Consider the following 17,199-nt stretch of genomic DNA (forward strand, 5'->3'; position numbering starts at 1 on the left):
AGGTTCTTTTATTTATAGGCTTGAATGATGATGAGCAGGAAAAGTTGCCAGGTCATGATTAAACCGACGGGTTCGGTATGCAATCTGGATTGTAAATACTGTTTTTACCTGGAGAAAGAGAAGCTCTATCCCCAGAGAAAAGCCAATTACAGGATGTCTGAAGATACGCTTGAATTGTTTATCAAACAGCATATCGCCGCGCAGGATGTGGATGAGGTGATTTTTGCCTGGCAAGGAGGGGAGCCAACGTTGATGGGGCTGCCATTTTTTCGACGGGCGGTCGAACTTCAGCAGATATACGCGGGTGAAAAGACAATAATCAATACTTTCCAGACCAACGGTATTTTGATTGATAACGAATGGGCGATGTTTTTTAAGCAGCATAACGTCCTGGTTGGGATTTCTATTGACGGTGATGCAGCTTTGCATGATGAATGGCGCGTTACGCGTTCAGGAAAGCCGACACACGAAAAGGTTGAGCAAGCCATTAAATGTCTGGTACGTCACGGTGTCGAGTTTAATACGCTGACGGTCGTTAACCGTACAAATATGCGTTATCCGCTGCAGGTCTATGAATATCTTAAAAGCATTGGCAGCCGCTATATGCAGTTTATTCCGCTGGTTGAGAGAGGTGGTGACGCAGGATTGGCACATCCTGTTGATAAACAAACTGTAATGATGTCCTGGTCTGTTGATCCCATCGAATTTGGCCATTTTCTTAATGCAATCTTTGATGTCTGGATCCGTAACGACATTGGCGATGTAGGTGTACAGATTTTCGAGCAAACTTTAGTGGCCTGGTGTGGATTACCGCCACAGGTATGTGTATTTGCGCCAACCTGCGGTAGTGCGTTTGCGCTGGAAATGAATGGTGATGTCTATAATTGCGATCATTTTGTTTACCCACAGTACAAACTGGGAAATATCCAGGATATGACGTTGCGCGCAATGAACAACAGTCAACAGAATCGACAGTTTGGCGACGATAAGCGCCGAACAATGGCACGGGAATGTCATGCCTGTCAGTGGCAGTTTGCCTGTTATGGTGGTTGCCCTAAGCATCGTTTTTTACCTTCGGTTTCTGGTTCTTCGAATCAAAACTACCTGTGCGCGGGTTACCAGGCTTTTTTTGCCCATACCAGCCCAACGATGAATGCGATGAAAACGCTCTATGAAAATGGATTTTCACCCGCAGAGATAAAATCAATATTTGTGTGATAGCAATATTCGCAGGGAGTGAATATGTTTTCTCAAATCAATGTAGATGTGTGTAAAACACCCGATTGTAAAAACCTCGGAGTCTTTAATAGCCCTGATTATTTGGCACAGGGGAAAAATATCCTGTGCCGGGAATGTGGCTTTTTTTTCCCTATCATTTCTGAGCGCTCTCTTAACCTTTTTCGTCAGTCGGTAAACCAGTCATGGAAGGGGTTGGTTAAGGTTTGCCCAACATGCGGCAGTTCCTCATTAAAAAAGTATGGTTTTTCCGCTCAGGGGGAACCGCGAGTTTATTGCCTGCAATGTCATAAAACGTTTATTTCTCCTGTCAGGCATAAAGACGATCCTCGTCTGGAAGATCTTGCCCGGCTTATCCTGGAGGGTGCTTCACTTGTTGATATTCGTACGGCGCTTTCTGTCGACAGCACGGGCCTGAACCGCGTTCTACTAAAATTATCCCGTAAGGCAAATCAGGCTGAACGTGAGTTTGTTATTCCGAAATTCGACCTGGTGATGAGTACGCGTGCTTTTCGGATTAGATTTAACGGTAGTGACAACAGTCTGTATGTTCTGGTTACCGTTGAGGAGAATAGCGGTCGGGTTATTGCCGTTTCGACTAATTATTCAACCCAGCCTGTTGAGGGTGAGTACCAGTATGCTTCCTACTATGAAGAACGTTTACCCCCCGGAACGTTAGCGCATCTTGTCCAGCGCAAGGAACTGATGACAATGCGACGAAATACCTTGTTTGATGTGGATTATGGTCCTGCAACGCTATACAGAAACGATTCCGGAATGCTGGTAAAACCTGTCCTGCCGGCTTATCGGCATTTTGAGTTAGTCAAAACACTTACTGATGAACGCTCCCTCAATGTTCAGCATTACATTGACCATGAGTGCTTCATATTAGGTGGTTGTATGATGGCTAATTTACAGCACGTTCAGCAAGGGCGCTGCCATATCTCGTTTGTGAAGGAAAGAGGGGACAGGCCTGCGCAAAGTGATATTCCGTACCGCATGTTTCAAAGTGGGGGGATTCGTAATAATGTCTGGCGTACCTATTCTACCCAAGATTATGCGATAGCGGCATGTAACCTAACGAGTAATAAAAAAACGGGCATGCTACGTCATGCTACGCTTGCCGGAGCAACGGAATTTATTACGTACATCAATAATCATCCGTTTCTGACACAAATTAACCATATGTCACCCGGTAATGTCGTCTCAACGCTGGATTATCTCCGCTATGCATTCAATGCCCGTCACATCGAACGACATGACTACTAAGAGTACTGATTTTCAGCCGTTCCCACCTGGATTCATTCTTCGTAAAAACCGATCTATCAATCACAAATAATCTAATTTTAACGAGCTTTTTGAGGGTGTAAGATAGTATTTACGAAGTATTCACCCAATAGAGAGAATAAAAGTGAAACATCTGCATCGTTTTTTTAGTAGTGACGCCTCGGGGGGCATCATTCTGATCATCGCTGCCGTGGTCGCTATGCTGATGGCAAACATCGGGGTAACCAGTGGATGGTACCACGCCTTTTTGGAAACGCCCGTTCAACTGCGGGTTGGCGCGCTTGAGATCAACAAAAATATGCTGCTGTGGATCAACGACGCGTTGATGGCGGTGTTCTTCCTGTTGATTGGTCTGGAGGTGAAGCGTGAGTTGATGCAAGGCTCGCTGGCCAGCCTGCGTCAGGCAGCGTTTCCGATCATTGCCGCTATCGGGGGCATGATTGTCCCGGCGCTGCTGTACCTGGCATTCAACTATGCCGATCCCATCACCCGTGAAGGGTGGGCGATCCCGGCGGCAACGGACATCGCTTTTGCGTTAGGTGTGCTGGCGTTGTTGGGCAGCCGCGTTCCGCTGGCGTTGAAAATATTCCTGATGGCGCTGGCGATTATTGATGACCTCGGCGCTATCGTAATCATCGCACTGTTCTACACCAGCGATCTCTCGCTGCTGTCGCTGGGCGTTGCCGCGTGTGCCATTCTCGTCCTGGCGGCCTTGAATCTGTGTGGCGTGAGACGTACCGGGATTTATATTCTGGTGGGCGTGGTGCTATGGACTGCGGTACTGAAGTCCGGCGTGCATGCGACTCTGGCTGGCGTGATCGTCGGTTTCTTCATTCCGTTAAAGGAAAAACACGGGCGTTCACCGGCGAAGCGACTGGAGCATGTTCTGCATCCATGGGTGGCATACCTGATCCTGCCACTGTTTGCCTTCGCCAACGCGGGCGTTTCACTGCAGGGCGTTACTATTGATGGACTGACCTCGGTGTTACCGCTGGGGATCATTGCTGGTTTGTTGATCGGTAAACCGTTGGGTATCAGTCTGTTTTGCTGGCTGGCGTTACGCCTCAAGGTGGCGCAATTGCCAGAGGGAACGAATTTCCAGCAGATTATGGCGGTCGGCATTCTGTGCGGCATTGGCTTTACGATGTCGATTTTTATCGCCAGCCTAGCGTTTGGGAACGTCGATCCTGAGCTGATTAACTGGGCGAAACTGGGGATCCTGATCGGTTCCTTGCTGTCGGCGGTAATAGGTTACTGCTGGTTACGCACCCGGTTGAACGCGTCAGCCTGACGGGATAACCCTTTTGTGACAATTTTCAGGGAGTGAGTATGTCTCATATAAACTACAACCACCTGTACTACTTTTGGCATGTCTATAAAGAAGGTTCGGTGGTTGGCGCTGCAGAAGCGCTTTATCTGACGCCGCAAACCATTACCGGACAGATTAAAGCGCTTGAGGAACGTTTGCAGGGAAAGCTGTTCAAGCGCAAGGGGCGTGGACTGGAGCCTAGTGAGTTAGGCGAATTGGTTTTTCGTTATGCGGATAAGATGTTCACCTTAAGCCAGGAAATGCTGGATATCGTGAACTACCGCAAAGAGTCTAATTTACTGTTTGATGTCGGCGTGGCGGATGCGCTATCGAAGCAGCTGGTCAGTAGCGTGCTTGATGCCGCTGTGGTTGAAGATGAACAAATCCATCTGCGTTGTTTTGAGTCAACACATGAGATGCTGTTGGATCAACTCAGTCAGCATAAGCTGGATATGATTATCTCCGACTGCCCGATCGACTCTACGCAGCAGGAAGGGCTGTTCTCAGTGCGGATAGGCGAATGCAGCGTGAGTTTTTGGTGCACCAAACCGCTGCCTGAAAAACCCTTCCCGGCCTGCCTTGAGGAGCGTCGATTACTGATCCCAGGTCGTCGTTCGATGCTTGGACGTAAGCTGCTGAACTGGATTAACTCACAAGGATTGAATGTCGAAATCCTCGGCGAGTTTGATGATGCTGCGCTGATGAAAGCGTTTGGCGCAACGCATAATGCCATTTTCGTTGCGCCTACTCTGTATTCACACAATTTCTATGCCGATGATTCTATTGTTGAAATTGGACGCGTAGAGAATGTGATGGAGGAGTATCACGCCATATTTGCGGAAAGGATGATCCAGCATCCGGCGGTGCAGCGTATTTGCAATGCGGACTACTCAGCACTGTTCAAGTCGCCACAGGTCTAAACGCCTTCATGTTGCCGGCTGCGGTGTACTAACCGCAGCCGGACTTTGACTACAGTTTCAACATATTACGATACTGCCCGCCTTCGCGGATAAATACCGGAATTCTGTTCAGGGGAGCGTCATAGCGCAGCGTTTGTCCTCCCTGATAGCTCTCGCCGGTAGCAAGATCCGTCCATGTTTCCCCTTCCGGTAGCCAAACGTCACGCTCGCGCATGCCTTCATGCATCACCGGAGCAATCAGCAGATCGGGACCAAAACAGTACTGATCGGTAATCTCCCAACTCCTTGTCTGTTCTGGGAATTCAAAAAACAGGGTGCGCATAACCGGGGCATTGCGTTGGTGTGTTTCCGCCATCACCGCTTTGATGTACGGCTTTAACTTTTCTCGCAACGTCAGACAGCCGGTCAACACTTCGCACACCTCTTCACCATAGCTCCACACTTCGTTTGCCGCCCCGGTCGGACACTGGGCAATACCGTCACGGTAAGGATGTTCTGGTAAAATCTGCGGATCGCGGTTGCCGTGCAGGCGCATCACTGGGCTAAACACGCCCCACTGGAACCAGCGAATCAGCAACTCATGAAAGTGTGGGTCGTGAATATTGCCGCCATGAAAGCCGCCAATATCTGTTGTCCACCACGGGATACCTGCAATACCCATGTTCATCCCGGCGGCAAACTGATTGCGCAGAGAACGAAACGATGAGTGGATATCACCTGACCAGACCAGCGCGCCGTATTTCTGACTTCCGGCCCAGGCGCAGCGTAGCAGGTTGATAACCTGGTCTTCGCCATCGGCTTTCATGCCGTCAAAAAAGGTTTTGGCGTACATTCGCGGGTAGATATTGCCCACTTCCAGCACCGGTCCGGCGTGGTAGCGATAATTATCGTAGTCGTAAACGCTGAACTCCGGCTCGGCTTCGTCTAGCCAGAAGAGCTTCACGCCTTTATCGTAATAGTTGCGTTTTGCTTTACCCCATACGTAGTCGCGAGCGTCGGGATGGGTGGCATCAAAGAAAGTGGTATTGCCGAGGAAATCCATATTAATTGGCAATCCGCGCTCTGTTTGCACCAGCCAGCCGTTTTCGCGCATCTCCCGATAGCTCTCGGTTCGGCTATCCACAGTTGGCCAGACGGAGACCATTAGCTCAATACCCAGCGATTTTAGCTCGGCGATCATGGCATCGGGATCGGGCCAGTCCCGCGAGTCGAACATCCAGTCCCCCTGATTTGGCCAGTGGAAGAAATCGATCACGATTACCGAGATGGGGAGATTGCGCCGTTTGTACTCGCGGGCGACGGCGAGCAACTCCTCCTGAGTGCGATAACGTAACTTGCACTGCCAGAAGCCCATGGCGTAATCCGGCATCATCGGCGGCGTGCCCGTGGCGAGCGCATACGCCCGGCTAATTTCTGCCGGGGTATCGCCAGCGGTGATCCAGTAGTCCAGCTGCTCGCTGATTTGAGCTTCCCACTCGGTCACGTTGTGGGCGAATGTCACGCGGCCGACCGCCGGATTGTTCCATAAAAATCCGTAGCCCAGGCTTGAGAGCATAAAGGGCACCGAGGCCTGAGAGTTGCGCTGGGCCAGTTCGAGCACGCATCCTTTGAGATCCAGATTGGCCTGCTGATATTGGCCCATGCCGTAAATTTTTTCCCCTTCGGTGGCTTCGAAGCGGGCTTTAAGTGAATATTTCCCACCCTGAATAGGGCGGAATTCGCGTCCCTCAAGGTTGAGTGCGCTGACGTACTGGCCGTGAGAAGATTCATCCTCGCCAATTTCGCCCCGCAGGCGCCAGAACTCCTGCAACAGGGGTTTGTGTGGATGACGGTAAAAGGTAACTTGTCCTTTTTGATTGACGATAGCGATAATTTTGCCGTTCGTCATTGTCGCCTGGTGGTGCTCATAATCGATGTGGCAGTGGCTTTCTGCGACTGGCTCAGTCAATGCCCAGTCTTCATTTCTCATTACCGGCAGATGACGACCACTGCGTACGCGCAGGCTGTTCTCGCCCCAGGGTTCAATCCACAAATAGCGATCGTTTTGCTGCCAGACCAGACGACGCGGGTCATGTTGCACAAATGGCATGGTGGTGCCTCCCATATTTTGAGGGTAAAGATTAAGAAAGTTATTGGGTGATGGTTTCCAGATCGTGGCGAATCGTCTCTTCCATTGCTTCGTACTTACGGAAGAAAAGTAGCGGGATCGCCGCGAGTGCGAAGAGTAGGGCGGGCGCCCAGATAAAGGCCCAGGTAATGCCTTCCAGGCCCGCAGCGCTTTGGGCATGGTTCGGGACATAGCCAAAACTGTTCATGATCCAGGCGGCGAAAGCGGTACCCAGACCACTGCCCATCTTGATGCAGAAAGTACTGCCGAAGGCGATAAGAATGCCCGTGGCCTTGATGCCCGTTTTCCAGGCACCGAAGTCGACGGCAAAGCCCAACATGGCAAACGGCATTGAGCAGGCGATTCCGCTACCGATATTGCCGAGCACCCAGGCCGCGATGAGGAAAGGTATGTTGTCCGCCGCCAGCCACATCAAGACGCCGCCGAACGTGGCGACCAGCAAGCCTCCTACCCATATCCAGGTTTTAGCCAGGAATTTGCTAAAGAAAGGGATGGCGATGATGAACAGGATCTGAATCGTCGCCAGACTGTTAATCAGCGGAACCAGGTCTTTGCGATCGAGGTTGTAGGTCAGATAATAAACAATGGTTGTGGACCGCTGTTGCAGGGCAATCCAGAAGATCAGATTGGCCAGCACCATCAGGATCCATGGCCAGTTACCTTTCATTGCCGTGAAACTTTTTTTCATCGGCAGTTTGGGTTCTTGCTGTATTTTATCCGCATCCATTTCGCGGATATTTTTAAAGGCGAAAAACGTTAGCGAACAGGATATCGCAGCAAACAGAATTGCCGTGTAAATAAATCCGGCATGATCATTTCCGTTACCTAAAAATGCAACCAGGGGTAATGCTGTGGCATTCATTAATAAAACCCCAATTTGTCCCCCGGTCATTCTCCAGGAATTTAATACCAGCCGTTCCTTAGGGGACAGAGTCATTAGAGGTAATATTGCGCTGAGCGGTGTATTGAGTCCGGTAAATAAAATACTGGCAATCATGTAGGATATTGCTGCATATATGGCTTTTCCTGTCATACTGATATCTGGAGACCAAAATGACAGCGCGCTGAATACACCAAAAGGCAGCGGCAGCCATAAGAACCAGGGACGACATTTACCGTAACGTGAACGTGTTTTATCGATAATGATCCCCCAGATTGGGGCATCTATACCATCTACGATACGCGCCAACAGCAGGATGACACCTGCTACGGCGAGACTAATACCCGCAACGTCAGTGTAGAAATATAAGATGTAGGTTGAGCCGAAACAGTACAGTAGATTACCTGCCACATCCAAAGAGCCGTAGCTAATACGCTGTAGTAAAGATAATGATGCTGACCCGCAAGACTGGGTATCCTCAATAACAGAACTCATAATAATAACTCCGATATTGGTGCGATACGCCCAGAAAAACAACTTTTACTTTCCAAGCAAGTTTTAAATATTATTTTTTATGTCGTTACTGAATTTAACCTCAGATTAAAATGAGTGAGTAAGGTGTACATGGAAAGTAGTTGACCCTACCGCAGCAATCAATTATCAAATCTTACATCAGGATTGCGTTTATTCGTTTTTGAATGAGCGATGTTTCTATTTGCTAAGGTGGTCACAGTTTTTTTAATAATGAAATAAAAAAAGGAAAACAGTGAAAGAAAATAACTTTCAAGTATTACGCGACGCGACTAACTAAGGGAGGGATAGCTGAAAAAACAGGCTGGTCAGGAAGAGCGTGGGCGAGTGAGAACAACATCAGTGGTTGAAGAGAAAAACGCCAGATAGCAGGCATAAAAAAACCCGCTTTCGCGGGTTTTTTCACAAAGCGTCAACAAGCAGGCGATTAAGCCAGTTTGTTGATCTGTGCAGTCAGGTTTGCTTTATGACGTGCAGCTTTGTTTTTGTGGATCAGACCTTTAGCAGCCTGACGGTCCACGATTGGTTGCATTTCGTTAAATGCTTTCAGTGCAGTAGCTTTGTCGCCAGCTTCGATAGCTGCGTATACTTTCTTGATGAAAGTACGCATCATAGAGCGACGGCTAGCGTTGTGCTTGCGGGCCTTTTCAGACTGAACGGCGCGCTTCTTAGCTGATTTGATATTAGCCAAGGTCCAACTCCCAAATGTGTTCTATATGGACAATTCAAAGGCCGAGGAATATGCCCTTTTAGCCTTCTTTTGTCAATGGATTTGTGCAAATAAGCGCCGTTTAAATTCCAGCACTCGTTGCGTAGTGATGGCGCAGGATTCTACCAGCTTGCGTGGCGTGAATACAGCTTTTCGACGAGAAAAATTGCATTGGTGTACCCGTGAAGGGCGTCAATTTGTTTCATAACAATGAAAACCATCCTCTTTCTGTTTCGTAGAAACAATCGCCGGTTAACCTTGACCGCGGTACAGGGTATACTTTCACGATTTTCACTGTTTTGAGCCAGACATGAAGCTGATACGAGGCATACATAATCTCAGCCAGGCCCCGCATGGGTGTGTGCTGACTATTGGTAATTTCGACGGTGTGCACCGTGGCCACCGTGCGTTGCTGCAAGGCTTACGGGAAGAAGGGCGCAAACGCAATTTACCGGTGGTGGTAATGATTTTCGAGCCACAGCCGCTGGAACTGTTTGCGACGGACAAGTCACCTGCGCGCCTTACCCGCCTGCGGGAAAAACTGCGTTATCTGGCCGAATGCGGTGTGGACTACGTGCTGTGTGTGCGTTTTGACAGGCGTTTCGCCGCATTAACGGCGCAGACCTTCATCAGCGACCTGCTGGTGAAGCGCCTTGGTGTACAATTTCTTGCCGTTGGCGATGATTTCCGCTTTGGCGCTAGCCGTGCGGGCGATTTCTTGTTATTACAGGAAGCGGGCGCTGAGTATGGTTTTGATATCACCAGCACCCAAACCTTCTGTGAAGGCGGTGTGCGTATCAGCAGCACCGCAGTACGTCAGGCGCTGGCCGAAGATAACCTGCAACTGGCCGAAAGCCTGCTTGGGCATCCTTTTACTATCTCAGGACGCGTCGTTCACGGTGATGAGTTAGGGCGCACCATCGGTTTTCCGACGGCAAACTTACCGCTTCGTCGTCAGGTTTCTCCGGTGAAAGGTGTTTATGCGGTTGAAGTGATGGGACTGGGTGACAAACCGTTGCCCGGCGTCGCCAACATCGGCACCCGCCCGACGGTAGCAGGCGTACGCCAGCAGTTGGAAGTGCATCTATTGGACGTTGTAATGGACCTGTATGGTCGCCATATAGATGTAGTACTGCGTAAAAAAATACGCAGCGAACAGCGATTTGCCTCGCTGGATGAACTAAAAGCGCAGATTGCGCGTGATGAGTTGACTGCCCGTGAATTTTTTGGGCTAACAAAACCGGCTTAATGCCTATACGAGTTTTAAATACGGAACCGAGAATCTGATGAGTGACTATAAATCAACCCTGAATTTGCCGGAAACAGGGTTCCCGATGCGCGGCGATCTCGCCAAGCGCGAACCGGGAATGCTGGCGCGTTGGACTGATGATGACCTGTACGGCATCATTCGTGCGGCCAAAAAAGGCAAAAAAACCTTCATTCTGCATGATGGCCCTCCTTATGCGAATGGCAGCATTCATATTGGTCACTCGGTTAACAAGATTCTGAAAGACATTATCGTGAAGTCCAAAGGACTCACGGGCTATGACTCGCCTTACGTTCCGGGCTGGGACTGCCACGGTCTGCCGATCGAGCTGAAAGTAGAGCAGGAATACGGCAAGCCGGGCGAGAAGTTCACCGCTGCTGAGTTCCGCGCCAAGTGCCGTGAATACGCAGCGACCCAGGTTGATGGTCAGCGTAAAGACTTTATCCGTCTTGGCGTACTGGGCGACTGGTCGCATCCGTACCTGACCATGGACTTCAAAACTGAAGCCAACATCATTCGTGCGCTGGGTAAAATCATCGGCAACGGTCACCTGCACAAAGGTGCGAAGCCGGTGCACTGGTGCGTTGACTGCCGTTCCGCGCTGGCGGAAGCGGAAGTTGAGTATTATGACAAAACCTCCCCGTCCATCGACGTGGCGTTCCACGCTGCCGATCAGGATGCGGTGAAAGCGAAGTTTGGCGTTTCTGACGTCAACGGCCCGATCTCACTGGTTATCTGGACTACCACCCCGTGGACGTTACCGGCGAACCGCGCAATCTCTCTGGCACCTGATTTTGACTATGCGCTGGTGCAGATTGACGGCCAGGCTGTGATTCTGGCGAAAGATCTGGTTGAAAGCGTCATGCAGCGTATTGGCGCGGCTGAATACACCATTCTCGGCACAGTGAAAGGCGCTGAGCTGGAACTGCTGCGCTTTACCCATCCGTTTATGGGCTTTGACGTGCCGGCTATCCTTGGCGATCACGTTACGCTGGACGCGGGTACCGGTGCGGTCCATACCGCTGGCGGTCACGGTCCGGATGACTACGTCATCAGCCAGAAATACGGTCTGGAAATCGCTAACCCGGTTGGCCCGGACGGCGCATACCTGGCGGGTACCTATCCGGATCTGGACGGTGTGAACGTCTTTAAAGCCAACGACAAAATCGTTGCGCTGCTGAGCGAAAAAGGCGCGCTGCTGCACGTTGAGAAGATGCAGCACAGCTACCCATGCTGCTGGCGTCACAAGTCACCGATCATCTTCCGTGCGACCCCGCAGTGGTTCGTCAGCATGGATCAGAAAGGCCTGCGCGCGCAGTCGCTGAAAGAGATCAAAGGCGTACAGTGGATCCCGGACTGGGGCCAGGCGCGTATTGAATCGATGGTGGCCAACCGTCCTGACTGGTGTATCTCCCGTCAGCGTACGTGGGGTGTGCCGATGTCTCTGTTTGTTCACAAAGACACCGAAGAGCTGCATCCGCGCGCTATCGAACTGATGGAAGAAGTGGCTAAACGCGTTGAAGTTGACGGCATCCAGGCGTGGTGGGATCTCGATCCGAAAGATATCCTCGGCGACGAAGCTGACCAGTATGTCAAAGTCCCGGATACGCTGGACGTGTGGTTCGACTCCGGTTCAACCCACTCATCCGTCGTGGATGTGCGTCCTGAGTTTGCAGGCCATGCGGCAGATATGTATCTGGAAGGTTCTGACCAGCACCGTGGCTGGTTCATGTCTTCCTTGATGATCTCCACCGCCATGAAAGGCAAAGCACCTTATCGCCAGGTACTGACCCACGGTTTCACCGTTGATGGTCAGGGCCGTAAGATGTCCAAATCTATCGGTAACACCGTTTCTCCGCAGGACGTGATGAACAAACTGGGCGCGGATATTCTGCGTCTTTGGGTTGCTTCTACCGACTATACTGGCGAAATGGCCGTTTCTGACGAAATCCTGAAACGTGCTGCCGACAGCTATCGTCGTATCCGTAACACCGCGCGCTTCCTGCTGGCGAACCTGAACGGGTTCGATCCGGTTAAAGACATGGTGAAACCGGAAGAGATGGTGGTGCTGGATCGTTGGGCGGTAGGTTGTGCGCAAGCGGCGCAGGACGAAATCCTGAAAGCCTATGAAGCCTATGACTTCCACGAAGTGGTACAGCGCCTGATGCGCTTCTGCTCCGTAGAAATGGGTTCGTTCTACCTCGACATCATCAAAGACCGTCAGTACACCGCGAAAGCGGACAGCGTGGCGCGTCGTAGCTGCCAGACTGCGCTGTTCCATATTGCAGAAGCGCTGGTTCGTTGGATGGCGCCGATCATGTCCTTCACCGCCGATGAAATCTGGGGCTACCTGCCGGGCGATCGTGAGAAGTACGTCTTTACCGGTGAATGGTACGAAGGTCTGTTTGGCTTAGGCGAAACCGAAGCGATGAACGATGCCTACTGGGACGAGCTGCTGAAAGTGCGCGGCGAAGTGAACAAGGTTATCGAGCAGGCGCGTGCGGATAAGAAAGTCGGCGGTTCTCTGGAAGCGGCAGTGACCCTGTACGCTGAACCTGAGCTGGCGGCGAAACTGACCGCGCTGGGTGAAGAGTTGCGTTTTGTACTGCTGACCTCAGGTGCGACGGTTGCGGATTATGCGGCTGCTCCTGCTGATGCTCAGCAGAGCGAACTGCTCAAAGGTCTGAAAATCGTACTGAGCAAAGCCGAAGGTGAGAAATGCCCGCGCTGCTGGCATTACACTACCGACGTCGGCCAGGTGGCGGAACATGCAGATATCTGCGGACGCTGTGTCAGCAACATCGCCGGTGATGGCGAACAACGTAAGTTTGCCTGATGAGTAAGCCTCTTTGTTCAACAGGACTACGCTGGCTGTGGCTGGTGGTAGTCGTGCTGATTATCGATTTAGGCAGCAAATACCTGATCCTCCAGAACTTTGCTCTGGGGGATACGGTGTCGCTGTTTCCGTCGCTTAATCTGCACTACGCGCGTAACTACGGTGCGGCGTTTAGCTTCTTAGCCGACAGCGGCGGCTGGCAACGTTGGTTCTTTGCCGGTATCGCCATCGGTATTTGCGTCATCCTGATGGTGATGATGTATCGCTCGAAGGCGACGCAGAAGCTGAACAACATCGCGTATGCGTTAATCATTGGCGGTGCTCTGGGCAACTTGTTCGACCGCCTGTGGCACGGCTTCGTGGTTGATATGATTGACTTTTACGTCGGCGACTGGCATTTCGCGACCTTCAATCTGGCCGATACGGCTATCTGTATCGGGGCGGCATTGATTGTTCTCGAAGGCTTCCTGCCGTCGAAAGAGAAAAAAGCCGCATAAAAAAATGCCGGATGGCGCTATGCTAATCCGGCCTACAATTTACTGCGATCCTTGTAGGCCCGGTAAGCGTAGCGCCACCGGGCAGACAGGCGGCAGCAATTTTAAAGAGCAACCTGCATGTCTAAATCAGTACAGAGTAACAGTGCGGTGCTGGTGCACTTCACCCTTAAGCTCGACGATGGCTCCACCGCAGAGTCAACCCGCAATAACGGCAAGCCTGCGCTGTTTCGCCTGGGCGACGGTTCTCTGTCTGAAGGACTGGAGCAACACCTGCTGGGGCTAAAAGAAGGCGATAAAACCACCTTTGCTCTGGAGCCGGATGCCGCCTTTGGCGTATCAAGTCCGGACTTAATTCAGTATTTCTCGCGTCGGGAATTTATGGACGCGGGCGAGCCAGAAATTGGCGCTATCATGCTCTTTACCGCAATGGACGGCAGTGAGATGCCTGGCGTGATCCGTGAAATCAACGGTGACTCGATCACGGTTGATTTCAACCATCCGCTAGCTGGGCATACCGTTCATTTTGATATTGAAGTGCTGGAAGTCGAACCGGCACTGGAGGCGTAAAATGCAGATCCTGTTGGCCAACCCGCGCGGTTTTTGCGCTGGCGTAGACCGCGCTATCAGCATTGTCGAAAACGCGTTGGCTATTTACGGCGCGCCGATTTATGTCCGTCATGAAGTGGTACATAACCGTTATGTGGTGGATAGCCTGCGCGAGCGCGGCGCTATTTTTATCGAGCAAATCAGCGAAGTGCCGGATGGCGCGATCCTGATTTTCTCCGCTCATGGCGTGTCTCAGGCGGTGCGTAACGAAGCCAAAGGCCGCGACCTCACGGTTTTTGATGCAACCTGTCCGCTAGTCACGAAAGTGCATATGGAAGTTGCCCGCGCCAGCCGTCGTGGCGAAGAATCCATTCTGATTGGTCACGCCGGACACCCGGAAGTTGAAGGCACGATGGGCCAGTACAGCAACCCGCAAGGCGGAATGTATCTGGTTGAATCACCAGATGATGTGCTGAAACTGAATGTGAAAAATGAAGGCAAATTATCCTTCATGACGCAGACCACGCTCTCCGTTGACGATACTTCTGACGTTATTGATGCTCTGCGTCAACGCTTCCCGAAAATTGTCGGACCGCGCAAAGACGATATCTGTTATGCCACCACCAACCGTCAGGAAGCGGTTCGCGCGCTGGCGGAACAGGCTGATGTTGTGCTGGTGGTCGGCTCGAAGAACTCCTCTAACTCCAACCGTCTGGCTGAACTGGCACAGCGAATGGGGAAAGCGGCGTATTTGATTGACGATGCGACCGACATCCAGGAAGCGTGGGTGAAAGAGGCGAAGTGCGTAGGTGTGACGGCCGGAGCCTCGGCGCCGGATATCCTGGTGCAAAACGTGATTGCTCGCTTGCAGGAGCTTGGCGGTGGGGAAGCTATTCCGCTGGAAGGCCGCGAAGAGAACATCGTTTTCGAAGTGCCGAAAGAGCTGCGTGTGGATGTTCGTGAAGTAGAGTAAGTCTTTCCGGTTACGATTATGAGAAGATGCCAGACTCAACGTCTGGCATTTTTTTATGGAGAAACCATGCGCTTACCGATCATTCTTGATACCGATCCCGGCATTGATGATGCTGCCGCCATTGCCGCCGCGCTGTTTGCCCCTGAGCTGGATCTGCAACTGATGACCACGGTAGCAGGCAATGTGTCGGTGGAAAAAACCACCCGTAATGCGTTGCAACTGCTGCACTTCTGGAATGCGGATGTTCCACTGGCGCAGGGAGCATCGATACCGCTGGTGCGGCCGCTGCGTGATGCCGCTTCCGTGCACGGCGAGTCCGGTATGGAAGGGTATGAATTTGTCGAACACGACCGCCAGGCGATGGCAAAACCCGCCTTCCAGGCGATTCGCGATGCGCTGATGCATGCCCCGCAGCCCGTGACGCTGGTGGCAATTGGCCCGCTGACCAACATTGCGCTGCTGCTGACCCATTATCCTGAATGCGTATTCAACATTCACCGTCTGGTGATTATGGGCGGCTCTGCCGGGCGCGGGAACTTCACACCCAACGCCGAGTTTAATATTGCTATCGATCCCGAGGCTGCCGCGAAAGTCTTCCAGAGCGGGCTGGATATTGTGATGTGTGGGCTGGATGTTACTAACCAGGCCCTGCTCGCCCCGGACTATCTGGCGACGCTCCCCCAGCTTAACCAGACGGGAAAAATGCTGCACGCGCTGTTTAGCCATTACCGTAGCGGCAGTATGAATACGGGGCTGCGAATGCACGATCTGTGTGCCATTGCCTGGCTGGTGCGTCCGGAACTGTTTACCCTGCAGTCGTGTTTCGTGGCGGTTGAAACCCAGGGCGAATATACCTCAGGTACGACGGTGGTGGATATCGAAGGACGTCTGGGGCATCCAGCAAATGCGCAGGTTGCGCTGGGTCTGAACGTTGAAGGTTTCCAGCAGTGGGTGGCAGAGGTGCTTGCACTGGCCCCTTGATCTCCGCGCTTTATAACCCGATGACGCTGCTTTTTCCGTGGCGTCATGCCTTTTTCTGATATCTCTGCCTGTTTATCATTAAATTCTAATTATCGACGTTTTCGGCTGGCGGTGCAGCGTTGCGCTGGTTAATCTGAAAACGATTTACGTAAAATTAACAAAAGAGAATAGCTATGCATGATGCACAAATCCGCGTTGCCATCGCGGGAGCCGGAGGACGCATGGGGCGTCAGTTGATTCAGGCCACTCTCGGCATGGAAGGCGTACAGCTGGGCGCGGCGCTGGAGCGCGAAGGTTCCTCCTTATTAGGAAGCGATGCCGGAGAGTTAGCGGGAGCCGGGAAAACGGGCGTTACCGTACAAAGTAGCCTTGAAGCGGTGAAAGATGATTTCGATGTTTTCATCGATTTTACCCGCCCGGAAGGCACGCTGACGCATCTGGCGTTTTGCCGCCAGCACGGTAAAGGGATGGTGATTGGCACCACCGGCTTTGATGACGCGGGTAAACAGGCTATTCGTGATGCCGCGCAGGAGATTGCTATTGTTTTCGCCGCGAACTTTAGCGTCGGCGTGAACGTTATGCTTAAGCTGCTGGAGAAAGCGGCGAAAGTGATGGGCGATTACACTGATATTGAGATTATTGAAGCCCACCACCGCCATAAAGTTGATGCGCCGTCAGGCACTGCGCTGGCGATGGGCGAGGCGATTGCCGTGGCGCTGGATAAAGATCTGAAAGACTGCGCAGTCTATTCACGTGAAGGTTACACCGGCGAGCGCGTACCGGGCACGATCGGCTTTGCCACGGTGCGGGCGGGGGATATCGTTGGTGAGCATACCGCGATGTTTGCTGATATTGGCGAGCGTATTGAGATCACGCATAAAGCGTCCAGCCGCATGACTTTTGCTAACGGTGCGGTGAGATCGGCAATTTGGCTAAAATCAAAGTCAAATGGTCTTTTTGATATGAAAGATGTGCTTGATTTACGTAATTTATAGCTTTTACTACCCTTCGTGATGTGGTTATTGTAATCATAATTATTTGATTGCATGGGGCAATATTTTATTGCCCTTTAATTTTTATCTTTTGAATATATTTTTTC

The 17,199-nt window shown here is 51.6% G+C and carries 14 protein-coding genes and 1 pseudogene; 12 read left to right on the forward strand and 3 right to left on the reverse strand.

Going from position 1 to position 17,199, the window contains the following annotated elements:
- The first annotated feature begins 27 nt into the window (after nucleotides 1–27).
- The 4 genes from WN16_RS07075 to nhaR all read left to right on the forward strand — a co-directional run bounded on the left by WN16_RS07075 (nucleotide 28) and on the right by nhaR (nucleotide 4,752).
- A complete protein-coding gene (locus tag WN16_RS07075; protein WP_032941172.1) occupies nucleotides 28–1,218 on the forward strand; it encodes an anaerobic sulfatase maturase in 1,191 nt (396 codons plus the stop codon).
- Between the two features lie 24 nt (nucleotides 1,219–1,242).
- Nucleotides 1,243–2,505 carry a hypothetical protein gene (locus WN16_RS07080; protein WP_003837330.1) on the forward strand — a complete coding sequence of 421 codons (1,263 nt, stop codon included), beginning with the start codon at nucleotides 1,243–1,245 and terminating at the stop codon, nucleotides 2,503–2,505.
- A gap of 142 nt (nucleotides 2,506–2,647) precedes the next feature.
- On the forward strand, nucleotides 2,648–3,814 hold the full coding sequence (gene nhaA, locus WN16_RS07085; protein WP_003018952.1) for a Na+/H+ antiporter NhaA: 1,167 nt from the start codon (nucleotides 2,648–2,650) through the stop codon (nucleotides 3,812–3,814).
- A 38-nt stretch (nucleotides 3,815–3,852) separates the two neighbouring features.
- Entirely contained in the window at nucleotides 3,853–4,752 is a 900-nt protein-coding gene (gene nhaR, locus WN16_RS07090) for a transcriptional activator NhaR (RefSeq protein ID WP_003018949.1), read from the forward strand.
- Nucleotides 4,753–4,801: 49 nt separating this feature from the next.
- Here nhaR and WN16_RS07095 read toward each other — a convergent pair whose 3' ends face one another.
- The 3 genes from WN16_RS07095 to rpsT all read right to left on the reverse strand — a co-directional run bounded on the left by WN16_RS07095 (nucleotide 4,802) and on the right by rpsT (nucleotide 8,982).
- Nucleotides 4,802–6,841, reverse strand: coding sequence for a glycoside hydrolase family 31 protein (locus tag WN16_RS07095; RefSeq protein ID WP_003845653.1), 2,040 nt, complete (start codon nucleotides 6,839–6,841; stop codon nucleotides 4,802–4,804).
- A gap of 40 nt (nucleotides 6,842–6,881) precedes the next feature.
- A complete protein-coding gene (locus WN16_RS07100) occupies nucleotides 6,882–8,255 on the reverse strand; it encodes an MFS transporter (protein WP_044699208.1) in 1,374 nt (457 codons plus the stop codon).
- A gap of 463 nt (nucleotides 8,256–8,718) precedes the next feature.
- On the reverse strand, nucleotides 8,719–8,982 hold the full coding sequence (rpsT, locus tag WN16_RS07105) for a 30S ribosomal protein S20 (protein WP_003018940.1): 264 nt from the start codon (nucleotides 8,980–8,982) through the stop codon (nucleotides 8,719–8,721).
- 117 nt (nucleotides 8,983–9,099) lie between these two features.
- Between rpsT and WN16_RS24500 the strand changes: the two are divergent.
- From WN16_RS24500 to dapB, 8 genes and pseudogenes are all read left to right on the forward strand, one after another.
- A pseudogene (locus WN16_RS24500) lies at nucleotides 9,100–9,303 on the forward strand (DUF2575 domain-containing protein).
- A 7-nt stretch (nucleotides 9,304–9,310) separates the two neighbouring features.
- Nucleotides 9,311–10,249: a bifunctional riboflavin kinase/FAD synthetase gene (ribF, locus tag WN16_RS07115; protein ID WP_003837336.1), complete on the forward strand. Its 939-nt coding sequence runs from the start codon at nucleotides 9,311–9,313 to the stop codon at nucleotides 10,247–10,249.
- Between the two features lie 37 nt (nucleotides 10,250–10,286).
- Complete coding sequence (gene ileS, locus WN16_RS07120; RefSeq protein ID WP_016149528.1) at nucleotides 10,287–13,103, forward strand: isoleucine--tRNA ligase; 2,817 nt, start codon at nucleotides 10,287–10,289, stop codon at nucleotides 13,101–13,103.
- Nucleotides 13,103–13,600: a signal peptidase II gene (lspA, locus tag WN16_RS07125; RefSeq protein ID WP_003018932.1), complete on the forward strand. Its 498-nt coding sequence runs from the start codon at nucleotides 13,103–13,105 to the stop codon at nucleotides 13,598–13,600. Before ileS ends, lspA begins: the two co-directional genes overlap by 1 nt.
- Nucleotides 13,601–13,717: 117 nt before the next feature.
- On the forward strand, nucleotides 13,718–14,167 hold the full coding sequence (fkpB, locus tag WN16_RS07130; RefSeq protein WP_003018929.1) for an FKBP-type peptidyl-prolyl cis-trans isomerase: 450 nt from the start codon (nucleotides 13,718–13,720) through the stop codon (nucleotides 14,165–14,167).
- A 1-nt stretch (nucleotide 14,168) separates the two neighbouring features.
- A complete protein-coding gene (gene ispH, locus WN16_RS07135) occupies nucleotides 14,169–15,119 on the forward strand; it encodes a 4-hydroxy-3-methylbut-2-enyl diphosphate reductase (RefSeq protein WP_003018925.1) in 951 nt (316 codons plus the stop codon).
- 66 nt (nucleotides 15,120–15,185) lie between these two features.
- A complete protein-coding gene (rihC, locus tag WN16_RS07140) occupies nucleotides 15,186–16,100 on the forward strand; it encodes a ribonucleoside hydrolase RihC (RefSeq protein ID WP_044699027.1) in 915 nt (304 codons plus the stop codon).
- Between the two features lie 173 nt (nucleotides 16,101–16,273).
- Nucleotides 16,274–17,095 carry a 4-hydroxy-tetrahydrodipicolinate reductase gene (gene dapB / locus WN16_RS07145; RefSeq protein ID WP_044699026.1) on the forward strand — a complete coding sequence of 274 codons (822 nt, stop codon included), beginning with the start codon at nucleotides 16,274–16,276 and terminating at the stop codon, nucleotides 17,093–17,095.
- Nucleotides 17,096–17,199: the final 104 nt, after the last annotated feature.

It is taken from the genome of Citrobacter sp. ABFQG (assembly GCF_004322975.1).
In the GTDB taxonomy this organism is placed as follows: domain Bacteria; phylum Pseudomonadota; class Gammaproteobacteria; order Enterobacterales; family Enterobacteriaceae; genus Citrobacter; species Citrobacter freundii.

What these genes read in the sequence shown, in the direction of transcription:
- WN16_RS07075 (WP_032941172.1), top strand. Translation starts at nt 28, where the DNA reads ATGATGAGCAGGAAAAGTTGCCAGGTCATGATTAAACCGACGGGTTCG.
- WN16_RS07080 (WP_003837330.1), top strand. Translation starts at nt 1,243, where the DNA reads ATGTTTTCTCAAATCAATGTAGATGTGTGTAAAACACCCGATTGTAAA.
- nhaR (WP_003018949.1), top strand. Translation starts at nt 3,853, where the DNA reads ATGTCTCATATAAACTACAACCACCTGTACTACTTTTGGCATGTCTAT.
- WN16_RS07095 (WP_003845653.1), bottom strand. Translation starts at nt 6,841, where the DNA reads ATGCCATTTGTGCAACATGACCCGCGTCGTCTGGTCTGGCAGCAAAAC.
- WN16_RS07100 (WP_044699208.1), bottom strand. Translation starts at nt 8,255, where the DNA reads ATGAGTTCTGTTATTGAGGATACCCAGTCTTGCGGGTCAGCATCATTA.
- ribF (WP_003837336.1), top strand. Translation starts at nt 9,311, where the DNA reads ATGAAGCTGATACGAGGCATACATAATCTCAGCCAGGCCCCGCATGGG.
- ileS (WP_016149528.1), top strand. Translation starts at nt 10,287, where the DNA reads ATGAGTGACTATAAATCAACCCTGAATTTGCCGGAAACAGGGTTCCCG.
- lspA (WP_003018932.1), top strand. Translation starts at nt 13,103, where the DNA reads ATGAGTAAGCCTCTTTGTTCAACAGGACTACGCTGGCTGTGGCTGGTG.
- fkpB (WP_003018929.1), top strand. Translation starts at nt 13,718, where the DNA reads ATGTCTAAATCAGTACAGAGTAACAGTGCGGTGCTGGTGCACTTCACC.
- ispH (WP_003018925.1), top strand. Translation starts at nt 14,169, where the DNA reads ATGCAGATCCTGTTGGCCAACCCGCGCGGTTTTTGCGCTGGCGTAGAC.
- rihC (WP_044699027.1), top strand. Translation starts at nt 15,186, where the DNA reads ATGCGCTTACCGATCATTCTTGATACCGATCCCGGCATTGATGATGCT.
- dapB (WP_044699026.1), top strand. Translation starts at nt 16,274, where the DNA reads ATGCATGATGCACAAATCCGCGTTGCCATCGCGGGAGCCGGAGGACGC.